Genomic DNA, 12,095 nt, shown 5'->3' on the forward strand with positions numbered 1-12,095 from the left:
TGCGCCGAGGCCGCCGCTATCCTCACCGGCATGACCGACACGTTCACCAGCCCGATCTCAAGCGCCATCGACGAGCTGTGGGAGCGCCGGGCGGACCTGAGCCCTGAGGACACCGACGCCCGTTCCGCCATCGTGGCCGCCGTCGATCTGCTCGACGCCGGGCAGGCGCGTGTGGCGTTCGTCGACGAGGCCACCGACGAGGTGATCGTCGACGAGCGCGCCAAGCGGGCGATCCTGCTCAGCTTCAAGGTGCTGGGCATGGCCCGGGCACAGGTGGGCGACTTCCACTACCACGACCGGATCCCGCTGAAGACCCGCCTCGACGGCGTGCGCGTCGTGCCGGGCGCCATCGCCCGCTGGGGCTCCCACCTCGCGCCGGGCGTCGTCCTGATGCCGTCCTTCACCAACATCGGCGCCTACGTCGACTCCGGCACGATGGTCGACACCTGGGCGACGGTCGGATCCTGCGCGCAGGTCGGCAAGAACGTCCACCTGTCCGGTGGCGTCGGCATCGGCGGCGTGCTGGAGCCGCCGAACGCCAAGCCTGTCATCATCGGGGACGAGGCCATGATCGGCAGCCGCTCGATGATCGTCGAGGGCGCCCGCGTGGGCACGGGCGCGGTCGTCGGCTCCGGCACGAACCTCTCCGCCTCGATGCCGGTCATCGACGTGGAGACGGGCGAGGAGCTCGGCCGCGGCCGGATCCCCGACTGGTGCGTCGCCGTCGGCGGAACGCGCCTGAAGGAGTTCTCCGGCGGCACCTTCGGGATGCCCGCCGTCCTGGTGATCAAGCGCCTCGAGCCGGGCGTACGGCACGACAAGTCGCAGCTCAACGACGTCCTGCGCGACCACGGCCTGAGCGCCTGACCGACCCGTACGGGGCGTCTACCGGCCCGGAAGCCTCGACGGCCTGAGCGCCTGACGGGGCATCCGGCGGCCCGGAAGCCTCGACGGACCGGACGCGAACGCGCGCGGCGCCGGAGCCCTGCTCCGGCGCCGCGCCGTCACGCGATCAGGTGTTGTCGGCCAGGGCGAGCAGGCGCGTGGAGTCTCCGTTGAAGACGTCCTGGTCGCCGGGGAACGTCCCGCTGTCGGCGTACTGCCAGAAGGTGTAGAAGCTCCAGCCCGCCGGCAGCGTGCCTGCGGAGCTCGCCCACTTCGCGATCCACAGCGGGCTGTTGGTGGCGAACGTCGTGTCGGTGTTACCGGTGCAGCTGGTCCACCAGCTCAGGCTGGTGTAGATGACCGCCCACCGGCCGCTCTTGGCGTGGTACTCGTTGATGAACGCGTGGATCCAGCTGCGCATCGACGCCTGGCTGAGCCCGTAGCAGGACGCCCCGTACGGGTTGCTCTCCAGGTCGACCGCGCCGGGCAGGGTGTGGTGGTCCGCCGACCAGCCGCCGCCGTGCGCGGCGAAGTAGTCGGCCTGCGCCGCGCCGCTCGAGGTGTCCGGCGTGGCGAAGTGGTAGGCGCCCCGGATCAGGCCGACGTTGTACGACCCGACGTACTGCTGCGAGAAGTACGGGTTCTGGTACGTCGTTCCCTCGGTGGCCTTGACATACGCGAACTGCGCGCCGTTGCTCTTGACCGAGCTCCAGGTGACGTTGCCCTGGTGGCTGGAGACGTCGAGGCCGAGCGGGCCGGACACGAGCGGGGTGACGGTGCCGGACCCGCTGCCCTCGAGGCTGGAGCCCGCATGGTCCTTGTCGGGGTGCGTGATCGGGTTGGGTGACGCGCCGGCCGCGGGGCCGGCGGCCAGGACGCCTCCGGCGAGGGAGAGCGCGGCGAACGCCGTGCTCAGCCGGCGGATGATGCGGTTGCGGGGGGACGGGGCCACGGTTCCTCCTGGGGTCGTGTGGCGGGACGGGAGGGCCGCCCCTGGGGCCGGGGCATGCCACGTGCGAGGGCCCGGTGACGGCGGGTCGCCGTGAGCGGGCGGATCGGTCGACGGCGGGTCGTCGTGAGCGGGCCGAGTCAGGTGACGGCGAGTCGTCGTGAGTGGGCGGGTTCGGTTGACGGTGGGTCGACCGTGAGCGGGCGGTTCGGGTCGTCCGCGAGCGGTCGGGGCGGTCGAGGGTGAGCCGATCGTGAGCGGGCGGTTCGGGTCGACCGTGAGCGGTCGGGGCGGTCGAGGGTGAGCCGATCGTGAGCGGTCGGTTCGGGTCGACCGTGAGCGGTCGGCGGTCGACGGTGGGACGACCGTGAGCGGGCCGGATCAGGTGACGGTGGGTCGGCCGTCAGGGGCGGGGTTCGGTGGCGCCGACGGCGGGGCCGTGGTCGCCGAGGGTGCGTGGGCCGGGCAGGCCGGATCGCGTGACGGAGCCGGCTCGAGCGGCGGACGCCAGGCCGAGCGTGCCCGCGACCTCCGATCGGAGCCGGGGCAACTGGGCGTAGAGCGCGTCACCGGGGCACTGGGTGGAGTTGTAGTCGCGATGGCCGACGATCGCGGTCGCCGGCGACAGCCCGTACAGGTCGCAGAGCCAGGCGAGGGTCTGGACGAGGGCGTTCCAGAGGGCGGTGGGCGGCAGCTCGGTGGTGTAGGTGCCCTCGTTCTCGATGCCGAGCGTGTGGCCGTTCTCGTTGGCGCACTGGGCGCCGAAGACGTTCTCGCGCTGCCCGATGGCCTCGAGCGTGCGGTTGCGGCCCTCCATGACGTAGCCGCCGCGGCTGATGGTCAGTTGCTGCCCGGTGTCGCTCCAGCCGTTGGTGTCCATGTGGAGGTTCTGGCAGTCGCGGGACAGCTGGAAGGCGTGGGCGAGGGAGTAGTCGGTGGAGTTGGGGAACGCCATGTGGTGCACGATCAGGTGGTCGGGCGCCTTGATGATCGTGGCCGGCGAGGTGGGCGGACGGGCGCTCCACTCGGCGCGCGTGTAGACGCGGGGCGCGGTGACGGCCCGCGCGCGGCGGGGCCGGGCCAGGTCGGCGGCGCCGATGAGCGCGGCACCGCCCGCGATGACGGCCGCCCGAGTGAGCAGATCGCGACGGCCGAGACCACCGGGCGCGGCGGTCGCCGTCGCGAGCCGCTGGGGCGCGGTCGCGTACGTCAGCGGGTCGGGTTCGGCGACGCTGAGCAAGCGGGCCTCGGTGGCCGCCGTCGCGGGCGGCTGGGGCGCGGTCGCGGGCGTCAGCGGGTCGGGTTCGGCGACGCTGAGCGGATGGGGCTCGGGAGCCGCCGTTGCGGGTGGCCGGGGCGCGGTCGCGGACGTGGGCGGATGGGGTTCGGTGACACCGGGTGTGGTGGCCGCCGGCGCGAGCGGCCGGGGTTCGGCGGCGCGCGGTGCGGCGGTCGCCGGTGCGGGTGGGTGGGGTTCGGTGACGCCGGGTATGGCTGCGGCTGAGGTGATCGGGTCGTGACGGTCGGGGACGAGGCTGTCGTACGTGGAGGCCACCCCTGGGGCGAGGCGGCCGGCGGGGGGTTCCGGCATGGTGGGAGCTCCTTCCGGCGGGGGTGAAAGGGGCCCGCTCCCACATATGTAAATATCCAACGGCAGGACCATCGAATAGGTGGAAAATTCCCCTAAGCTCAGCCGTTTTTTGGCAGATCGTCACATCCGCGCAGCTGATACCAGGTCGACGCGGGGTTTCCGGCGGCAGGGTGACTGGCCGGATCCGGGCACCTCTGGCGTAGGCTCATGCGGCATGCGGCTTGATCTGACCCAGGACGTCGCCTCCCTCACCGCGGCGATCGTCGACATCGAATCGGTGAGCGGCAACGAGAAGGCGCTCGCCGACGCCGTCGAGGAGGCGCTGCGCGCCCTGCCCCACCTGTCCGTCGAACGCGACGGCGACACCGTGATCGCGCGCACGTCGCAGGGCCGGAGCGAGCGGGTGGTGATCGCCGGGCACCTCGACACGGTCCCGGTCAACCACAACCTCCCCTCCCGGGTCGAGGGCGACCGCCTGTACGGCTGCGGGACCGGCGACATGAAGGCCGGCGTCGCCGTGCAGCTCAAGCTGGCCACCATCGCCGAGACGACCCGGGACGTCACCTACTTCTTCTACGAGTGCGAAGAGGTCGAGGAGGCCCGCAACGGGCTCAAGCGCATCGGGCAGACCCGCCCCGAGCTGCTGCAGGCCGACTTCGCGGTCCTCATGGAGCCGTCGGGTGGCATCGTGGAGGGTGGCTGTCAGGGCACCATCCGCGTGGAGGTCAAGGTCCCGGGCGAGCGGGCGCACAGCGCGCGGTCGTGGATGGGCTCGAACGCCATCCACCACGCCGGCGCGGTCCTCGACGTCCTGCGGGCGTACGAGCCGAAGCGTCCCGTGGTCGACGGCCTGGAGTTCCACGAGGGGCTCAACGCGGTGTTCATCGGGGGCGGCGTCGCGGGCAACGTGATCCCCGACGAGTGCGTCGTCACGATCAACTACCGGTTCGCGCCCGACAAGTCCCTGGGCGACGCGGAGAAGTACCTGCGCGAACTGTTCGGAGGCTACGAGGTGACCGTGGTCGACGGTGCTCCCGGCGCCCGGCCGGGTCTGACGCATCCGGTCGCGTCCGCGTTCGCCGCGGCCACCGGCGGCGAGGCGCGCGCCAAGCTCGGCTGGACGGACGTGGCGAGGTTCTCCGAGCTGGGCATTCCGGCCGTCAACTACGGTCCCGGCGAGCCCAGCCTGTCGCACACGCGTGACGAGTACGTGGAGATTCCGCGTATCTTCGCCAGCGAGGAGCGAATGCGGGCCTGGCTCACCACGTGAGCCCTGCCCGGCCCACGGGTCCGGCTCATGACCTGAGCCGCGCCCGGTCCACGGGACCGGCTCACGACCCGAGCCGCGCCCGGCCCTTGACTCGGTATCGACGCGGAAGGGCGACCTCATGGCCCAGGCACTGGCCCAGGGACTGACGATCGCGGAGGCGGCCGAGCGTACCGGCGTCTCCACGCACACCCTGCGGTACTACGAGCGCATCGGCGCGTTCCGGGAGCCGCCGGAGCGCGACTCCAGCGGGCACCGCCGCTACACCGACCGGGACCTGTCCTGGATCACACTGCTCACCCGGCTGCGCGCGACGGGGATGCCCATCGCGACGATCCTCCGCTACGCCGAGCTGGCGCGGGAGGGCAACGGAACGGCCGCCGACCGCAAGGCCCTGCTCGTCGCGCACCGCGCCGAGGTGGCCGCGCGCATCGACGAACTGCAGCAGGACCTCGAACTCATCGACCACAAGATCAACGTCTACGAGGAGATCGACCGCACCCGCTTCGGCCGGTGACGGCTCGTACGACCATGGCGGACCCGCACGACGGGTGACGGATCCGCACGACCGTGGCGGCTCCGCACGACGGTGGCGGCTCCGTACGACCATGGCGGATTCGCACGACGGGTGACGGATCCGTACGGCCTCAGATGCCGGCCTGGGAGGGCAGCGGCTCGCCCTCCGAGAACGTCCCGGTGCGCCGGATGACGTGCCAGCGCAGCCGGGCGCCCAGGACCGCCGTGACGAGCGACTGGATGACCACCAGGTACATCAGCTGCCGGTAGACGATCTGCTGGAAGGGCAGCACCCACAGCGTGGTGAGGCGTTCGCCGTCGAGCCGCAGCGCGTACATCGCGGCCGCCGCCTGGGCCACCGTGAACAGCACCCACGACCCCGCGACGGTCAGCGGGTCGAGGACGAAGATGCCGTAGATGGCGAACACGTCCACCACGGGCGCGAGGCACGGCAGGGCGACCTGGAAGAGCGCCAGGTACGGCAGGCAGCGGCGGCCGAACCGGCCGGACCGGCCGCGCTCGGCCAGCGCGCGCTTGTGCTTCCACATCGACTGCAGGGTGCCGTAGCACCAGCGGTACCGCTGCTTCCACAGCTGGCGCAGCGACGACGGCGCCTCCGTCCACGCCACGGCGGTCTCCTCGTACACGACCCGCCAGCCCGCTCGGCAGATCGCCATGGTCAGGTCGGTGTCCTCGGCGAGGGTCTCGGTGCTGAGCCCGCCGACCGACGCGAGTGCCTGCCGGCGGAAGGCGCCGATCGCGCCGGGCACGGTGGGCATGCACTCCAGCACGTCGAACATCCGCCGGTCGAGGTTGAACCCGATGACGTACTCCAGGTGCTGCCAGCGGCCGATGAGACCCTTGCGGTTGGCCACCTTGGTGTTGCCGCTGACCGCTCCGACGCGCGGGTCGACCAGCGGCCGTACGAGGTTGTTGAGGGTGTCGCGCTGGAAGACGGTGTCGCCGTCGACGAGGACGAGCACGTCGTGGCTCGCCTGCGCGATGCCCGTGTTGAGGGCGGCCGGCTTGCCGCCGTTGGGTCGGCAGATGAGCCGGACGTTCGGGAACTCCTGCTGCAACCGGTCACCGATGACGGGGGTGTCGTCGGTGGACCCGTCGTCGACGATCAGCACCTCGATCGGCGACGGGTACGTGGTGTTCACGAGGGAGCGGACCGTCGCCGCCAGGCCGACCTCCTCGTTGTACGCCGGGACGATCACCGACACCGGTGGCGGGGCGCCCCCGGCGGTGAGCCATGGCGAGGGCCCGCGGCGGGGGCGGCGCCGGACCCGCCGTACGTGGACGTGCGCGAACAGCGGGAGGGCCAGCAGCCGCAGCGTGGTCAGCGCGCCCGCGATCCCGAAGAGGATCCCGAACCAGCCGGCCCACAGGTCGGACCAGCGCTGCGCGGCGGTCAGGGCCGTTCCGGTCACCTTGTCGAAGGTCGAGGCGGGCACGTCGGCGGACGGCAGCCGCGTCGCCTGGCTCAGTGTCGTGAACCGGTACCCCTTGGCCGACAGCCGGGTCAGCAGCGCGTCCAGCGCCTGTACCGTCTGGGCCCGGTTTCCTCCCGCGTCGTGCATCATCACGACGGCGCCGGCGCCCTTCTCGGGCGTCGCGGCCTGGATGATCTTCTCCACGCCCGGCCGCCGCCAGTCCTCGGTGTCCCGGTCGGTGAGCGCGACGACGTAGCCCTGCCGTCCGGCCTCCAGGGCCGCCCGGTACTCCGGCGCGGACAGGCCGTCCGGCACGGAGGAGTACGGCATCCGGATGAGCCGGGTGTTGATGCCGGCCGCGCCGGCGAGCGCGCGCTGGGTCAGGTCGAGTTCGAAGCGGATGCGCCAGGGCGGGGAACTCGCCATGTCGATGTGGGTGTAGGTGTGCGAGCCGATCTCGTTGCCCTCACGGAGCGCCCGTTCGACGATGCCGGGGTGGTCGGCGACGCGCGCCCCGATGACGAAGAACGTCGCGTGGGCCCCGTGGCGCCGCAGCACGTCGAGGACCTGCGGCGTCCATCGGGGGTCGGGTCCGTCGTCGAAGGTGAGCGCGATGGTGCGGCGGGGCGTCCGGATGCTCTGCGGTTGGCCGCCCGACAGGTTCACGACGGGACCGCCGTCCGCGACCGCGGACGGCGCCGAACCGCTTTTCTCGTAGTTGTGCTGCGTCGACTCCCCGACCGTGCCGTGCGCGTAACCGGTCAGCAGGAGCCCCGCGACGAGGGTGACGGCGCCGAGGAAGAGCAGGATCCAGTGGCCGCGCGGATCACGCCGGCGGTCCCGGCGTGCCATCAGGGCTTCCTCGGGTTGGGGCTCTTGGTCCGGCCGTAGGCGTGTCCCTTGCCGGGGGCGGTGGTGGTGGACGTCGGCGTCACCGGCGGCGTGGTCGCTCCGGTGGTCGGCTTGGAACCAGGGGTGCCGGACGTCGTGGCGCCCGGGTGGGTGCCGCCCGCGGGCGCTCCGGCCGTCGGCGCCGGGCCGCTCGGTGCCTTGCCGGCGGCGGAGCTTCGGTTCGGGAGCGGGTTGCGTCCTCCGCTGCGAGGCATGAGGCCGTCCTCGGCGGGGCCGCGGCCCGACTTCGCGTGCTTCGTCTCGGGCCACGGGGTGAGCGGCACCCGCGTGCCGGTGGCCAGCCCGATTCCGACGAGCAGGAGATAGGCGGCGACGACGCACCCGAGCGCGATCCCCGCACCGCGCGCGATCCGTGCCCGGCGCCCCGTCGCGTCGACGAAAACGGGCTCCGGCTCGAGCACCTCAGTCGCTTGGTTCACGGCCGAAGTCTAGAGCCCAACAAAACGACAAACAGCACAAATGGGTTCCTTGTCCTCGGGTCGATTCAGTGTCCGATTGCTCAAAACCGCTTGCGGTGCTGGCTAACGTTGGGCCATGCAACCTGACGAGACGCGGCGCCGGAGGCGGCAGGGCCCCGTAACGCTTCGCGGCAAGGCGATCCCCGCCACGACGACCGACCAGCGACTGCTCGACGCCCGCGGCCCGTCCGACTGGGTGCACACCGACCCCTGGCGGGTGCTCCGCATCCAGGCGGAGTTCGTGGAGGGCTTCGGGCTGCTGTCCGAGCTGGGGCGCGCGGTGAGCATCTTCGGCTCCGCCCGCACCAAGCCGGCGTCGGAGGAGTACGAACTGGCCGAGCGGATCGGCGCCCTGCTCGTCGAGGCCGGGTACGCCGTGATCACCGGCGGCGGCCCCGGGATCATGGAGGCCGGGAACAAGGGGGCCGACGAGGCCGGCGGCGTCTCGGTCGGACTCGGCATCGAGCTGCCGTTCGAGCAGGGGCTGAACGACCACATCGACGTCGGCCTGGAGTTCCGCTACTTCTTCGTCCGAAAGACGATGTTCGTCAAGTACTCCCAGGCGTTCGTCGTGCTCCCCGGCGGGTTCGGGACGCTCGACGAGCTGTTCGAGGCGATCACCCTCGTGCAGACCAAGAAGATCACCCGCTTCCCGATCGTGCTCGTCGGCACGGAGTTCTGGGGCGGCCTCGTCGACTGGATCAAGAACCAGATGCTGCCCTCGGGCAAGGTCTCCCCGCAGGACATCGACCTGATCCACCTCACCGACGACCCGGAGGAGGTCGTCGAGGTCATCAGGCGGGCCCACGAGACCCAGGAGCGCGAGCTGGAGGAGCGCGCCGCCCTGGAGGCCGACGCGCAGCTCGGAGGGAACGGAAGCTGATGCGGATCTGTGTCTTCTGCTCCTCCAGCGGCCGCATCGACCGCCGCTACGTCGACCTGGCCGCCGAGGCCGGCGCCGAACTGGCCCGGCGGGGGCACGCGCTCGTCAGCGGCGGCGCCACCGTGTCCTGCATGGGGGCCGTCGCCCGGGCCGCGCGCGAGGGCGGCGCGCAGACCGTCGGCGTCATTCCGCAGGCCCTCGTCGACGTCGAGATCGCCGACGACGACTCCGCCGAACTGGTCGTGACGGAGGACATGCGGTCCCGCAAGGGCGAGATGGACCGCCGCTCCGACGCGTTCCTGGTCCTGCCCGGCGGGCTCGGCACCCTCGAGGAGCTCTTCGAGGTCTGGACCGCGCGCGTGCTGGGCCTGCACGAGAAGCCCATCGCGATCCTCGACCCGGACGGCCTGTACGACCCGCTGCGCGAGCTGATGAAGCACCTGCTGAACGAGGGTTTCGCCCGGCCCCGCATCTTCGACGCGATCGGCTGGACCACCACCGTCGAGGAGGCGTTCGACCACCTGGAGCGCTCGCCGGTACGCCTGCAGCCGACCGCCGAGGACTACATCGAGGCCGAACCCTGAGCGACCGGCCGACGCCCGCGCCGTGCATGCACGATGTCGGCGCGCACGGGGGTACGGTGCCGCGCTCGTACGATCTCGGCACGCGTCCGTGCGATCCCGCACCGCGTCCGTGCGATCCCGCGCCCCGCGCTCGTACGATCCCGGCCCGCGTCCGCCCGATCCCGCGCCCGTACGATCCCGGCCCGGTCCGTGCGATCCCGCACCGCGCACGCTCGTTACGGTGCCGGGCTCGCACGGCCAGGCACCGCGCCCGTCCGGTGCGGCGTCAGGCGAGGCCGCGGCGTGAGACGGCGGGCGGGCGGGTTCCGGTGATCGACGCGACCATGTCGAGGACCTGCCGGGTCGGGTCGGGGTCGGCCGTGCGGAAGACGCGCGCGCCGGCCCAGGCGAACACCGAGACGACGGCGGGCTCGGCCTCGTCCACCAGGACGGCGTGACCGGCCCCAGCGAGGCGCTCGGCCTCGTACGGGTCCGTCGCACGGACCAGCACCCCGTCCGGCCGCACGCCCGCCGCCCGCTCCGGCGCCGAGCACAGGAGCGCCGCCCCGGTCGCCGCGGCGACGCCGGCGAAGGCGTCCCCGGCCAGCAGGTCGGCCCCGGCCCGTGCACAGGCGACCGCCTGCTCCTCCGACGACGGCGCCACCGCGATCACCCGCCCGTCCGCCCGGGCCGCGCGGACGGCCTCTGGGTCGGCGGGGACCTCGGCGATGTCGGCGCCGTCGACCAGGCCGATCGTCATGATCGCGAATTGCCCGGGGCGAATGATCCGGGTCCCGAGGCGCAGGTCCATGCCCCGATCGTGGCATACGCGGCCGAGAGCAAGTCCGTCCGACCGGGTTGACGCACTGTACGTCATGGTTGTGGCACGATCGGCATATGCTGGTCACCATCACCGTGGCCCTCGCCGCGTTGGCCGTCCTGGCGGCGATCGTCGTCGTGGCCATCGGGGGCGGCGGGGAGCTGTCCGTAGAGCACCCCGACCACCCGCCGCTGGCGCTGCCGGGCCGGCGTTCCGCCGGCGGCACCGACGCCGCGCTGCTCCGCCTGCCGATGGGGCTGTGGGGCTACCACAAGCAGATCACCGACGAGGCGCTGGAGCGCTTCGCCCATGAGCTGACCGAGCGCGACACGCGGATCGCCGTGCTCGAGCAGGAGCTCGCGGAGGCGCGGCAACACCTGTACGAGCCGCCGGAGCAGTCCTCGTGGCGGCCGTCCATCCCGTCGGCGTCCCCGGCGCCGGACACGCTGACCGCGCACCACGACTTCGACCCGGCGGACACGCTCGCCCCGCGCGAAGACGACCTGCCGCCCCTGCCCCAGCGCGCGGACGAGCCGCCCCGAGAGCGGGCCATCGAACCGCCGCAGACCATCGTCGACAAGGTCGTCTTCGACCCCAAGGCCACCCTCGCCGACCACGACGCGGGCGAAGACACCGGCCGGGACGTCGAGTACGACGCCGGCCGGGCGGCCGAGAACGGCACCGGCCGGGACGCCGACCACGGCGACGCCGGCGCGGGTCACCGGCCGGGCGAGGGCATCCCGTGGCGGGAGCGGGACGAGTGAGGACGAACACGGTCGCGGTGCACGCCTCCGCCGACGTCGCCGCCCCGGCGGAGCGGGTCTGGGAGGTCCTCGTCGACTGGCCCCGGCACGCCGAATGGGTGCCGTTCACCCGCGCGGAGGGCGGCGCGGGCGACGGCGCGAGCCTGGAGGCGTGGACCGGGATCGGGCCGGTCGGGTTCCTCGACACCATGGTGATCAGCGAGTGGCGACCGCCGCACCGGGTCCGGGTGCTGCACACCGGGACGCTGGTCCGCGGTGAGGGCCGGTTCGACCTGCTCGACCTGCCGGAGGGCAGGTGCCGGGTGACCTGGGCGGAGCTGATCCACCTGCCGTTCGGGCCGGTCGGCCGGGTCGGCTGGTTCGCGGTCGGACCGCTGGCCCGGCTCATGTTGCGGACGTCGCTGCGCCGTCTCGCTACCATGTTCGAATGACTGTGATCGGCCCGGACGGGCTGGCGCGGTGCCCGTGGGGCGTCTCCGCGCCCGACTACATCGCCTACCACGACGACGAGTGGGGCCGCCCGGTCCGCGACGACCGGGGCCTGTACGAGCGACTGTGCCTGGAAGCGTTCCAGTCCGGCCTGTCGTGGCTCACGATCCTGCGCAAGCGCGAGGGGTTCCGGCGGGCGTTCGACGACTTCGACCCGGAGAAGGTCGCGGCGTACGGCCCGGCCGACGTCGAGCGGCTGATGGCCGACGCCTCGATCGTCCGGAACCGCCGGAAGGTCGACGCGACGATCGCGAACGCCCGCGCGGCGCTCGACCTGCCCGACGGCCTGGCCGCGCTCGTCTGGGCGCACGCCGACCCGGACGCCCCGGCCCCCAAGGACGTCACCGACGTGCCCGCCACCACCCCCGGCTCCACGGCGCTCGCCAAGAAGCTGAAGAAGCACGGCTTCAAGCACGTCGGCCCGACGACCGTCTACGCCCTCATGCAGGCATGCGGCCTGGTCGACGACCACCTGGTGGACTGCCACCGGCGCGGCGCCTACCGCTGAGCGTCTTTCGACGGCGTCGACGACCCTCGGGCCGGCCCGCCGTAACGGCAGGCA

The 12,095-nt window shown here is 72.5% G+C and carries 13 protein-coding genes; 8 read left to right on the forward strand and 5 right to left on the reverse strand.

Features of this window, described 5'->3' with window-relative positions; all coding sequences use genetic code 11:
- The first annotated feature begins 30 nt into the window (after nucleotides 1-30).
- Nucleotides 31-867, forward strand: a complete 837-nt coding sequence (locus ACQP2O_RS08040) for a 2,3,4,5-tetrahydropyridine-2,6-dicarboxylate N-succinyltransferase (protein WP_433181341.1) — start codon at nucleotides 31-33, stop codon at nucleotides 865-867.
- 145 nt (nucleotides 868-1,012) lie between these two features.
- Here ACQP2O_RS08040 and ACQP2O_RS08045 read toward each other — a convergent pair whose 3' ends face one another.
- Nucleotides 1,013-1,837: a lysozyme gene (locus ACQP2O_RS08045; protein ID WP_433181343.1), complete on the reverse strand. Its 825-nt coding sequence runs from the start codon at nucleotides 1,835-1,837 to the stop codon at nucleotides 1,013-1,015.
- 400 nt (nucleotides 1,838-2,237) lie between these two features.
- Nucleotides 2,238-3,425 carry an N-acetylmuramoyl-L-alanine amidase gene (locus ACQP2O_RS08050; protein ID WP_433181344.1) on the reverse strand — a complete coding sequence of 396 codons (1,188 nt, stop codon included), beginning with the start codon at nucleotides 3,423-3,425 and terminating at the stop codon, nucleotides 2,238-2,240.
- Nucleotides 3,426-3,639: 214 nt separating this feature from the next.
- Between ACQP2O_RS08050 and dapE the strand changes: the two genes are divergently transcribed.
- Nucleotides 3,640-4,695: a succinyl-diaminopimelate desuccinylase gene (dapE, locus tag ACQP2O_RS08055; RefSeq protein WP_433181346.1), complete on the forward strand. Its 1,056-nt coding sequence runs from the start codon at nucleotides 3,640-3,642 to the stop codon at nucleotides 4,693-4,695.
- A 118-nt stretch (nucleotides 4,696-4,813) separates the two neighbouring features.
- Entirely contained in the window at nucleotides 4,814-5,209 is a 396-nt protein-coding gene (locus ACQP2O_RS08060) for a MerR family transcriptional regulator (protein WP_433181348.1), read from the forward strand.
- Between the two features lie 130 nt (nucleotides 5,210-5,339).
- On the opposite strand, the gene ACQP2O_RS08065 is transcribed toward ACQP2O_RS08060, so the two are convergent.
- Together ACQP2O_RS08065 and ACQP2O_RS08070 are read right to left on the reverse strand one after the other, a co-directional pair.
- The gene (locus ACQP2O_RS08065) at nucleotides 5,340-7,496 is read right to left on the reverse strand and encodes a bifunctional polysaccharide deacetylase/glycosyltransferase family 2 protein (RefSeq protein WP_433181350.1); all 2,157 of its coding nucleotides are present in this window, start codon (nucleotides 7,494-7,496) and stop codon (nucleotides 5,340-5,342) included.
- Nucleotides 7,496-7,975: a hypothetical protein gene (locus ACQP2O_RS08070; protein ID WP_433181351.1), complete on the reverse strand. Its 480-nt coding sequence runs from the start codon at nucleotides 7,973-7,975 to the stop codon at nucleotides 7,496-7,498. Before ACQP2O_RS08070 ends, ACQP2O_RS08065 begins: the two co-directional genes overlap by 1 nt.
- 115 nt (nucleotides 7,976-8,090) lie before the next feature.
- Between ACQP2O_RS08070 and ACQP2O_RS08075 the strand changes: the two genes are divergently transcribed.
- Together ACQP2O_RS08075 and ACQP2O_RS08080 are read left to right on the forward strand one after the other, a co-directional pair.
- The gene (locus ACQP2O_RS08075) at nucleotides 8,091-8,897 is read left to right on the forward strand and encodes a TIGR00730 family Rossman fold protein (RefSeq protein WP_433181353.1); all 807 of its coding nucleotides are present in this window, start codon (nucleotides 8,091-8,093) and stop codon (nucleotides 8,895-8,897) included.
- On the forward strand, nucleotides 8,897-9,481 hold the full coding sequence (locus ACQP2O_RS08080; RefSeq protein ID WP_433181354.1) for a TIGR00730 family Rossman fold protein: 585 nt from the start codon (nucleotides 8,897-8,899) through the stop codon (nucleotides 9,479-9,481). Before ACQP2O_RS08075 ends, ACQP2O_RS08080 begins: the two co-directional genes overlap by 1 nt.
- Nucleotides 9,482-9,746: 265 nt before the next feature.
- Here the strand turns inward: ACQP2O_RS08080 and ACQP2O_RS08085 are convergent, their stop codons facing one another.
- Complete coding sequence (locus ACQP2O_RS08085) at nucleotides 9,747-10,271, reverse strand: hypothetical protein (RefSeq protein ID WP_433181356.1); 525 nt, start codon at nucleotides 10,269-10,271, stop codon at nucleotides 9,747-9,749.
- Between the two features lie 86 nt (nucleotides 10,272-10,357).
- On the opposite strand from ACQP2O_RS08085, the gene ACQP2O_RS08090 reads away from it, so the two are divergent.
- Genes ACQP2O_RS08090 through ACQP2O_RS08100 form a run of 3 tightly spaced genes read left to right on the forward strand, consistent with a single transcriptional unit; the run spans nucleotide 10,358 to nucleotide 12,041 of the window.
- Nucleotides 10,358-11,044 carry a hypothetical protein gene (locus tag ACQP2O_RS08090; protein WP_433181358.1) on the forward strand — a complete coding sequence of 229 codons (687 nt, stop codon included), beginning with the start codon at nucleotides 10,358-10,360 and terminating at the stop codon, nucleotides 11,042-11,044.
- On the forward strand, nucleotides 11,041-11,475 hold the full coding sequence (locus ACQP2O_RS08095; protein WP_433181359.1) for an SRPBCC family protein: 435 nt from the start codon (nucleotides 11,041-11,043) through the stop codon (nucleotides 11,473-11,475). Before ACQP2O_RS08090 ends, ACQP2O_RS08095 begins: the two co-directional genes overlap by 4 nt.
- Nucleotides 11,472-12,041, forward strand: a complete 570-nt coding sequence (locus tag ACQP2O_RS08100) for a DNA-3-methyladenine glycosylase I (RefSeq protein WP_433181361.1) — start codon at nucleotides 11,472-11,474, stop codon at nucleotides 12,039-12,041. The genes ACQP2O_RS08095 and ACQP2O_RS08100 overlap by 4 nt, the downstream gene beginning before the upstream one ends.
- Nucleotides 12,042-12,095: the final 54 nt, after the last annotated feature.

Origin of the sequence: Actinoallomurus sp. CA-150999 (genome assembly GCF_050942425.1) — a bacterium.
Lineage (GTDB): Bacteria > Actinomycetota > Actinomycetes > Streptosporangiales > Streptosporangiaceae > Actinoallomurus.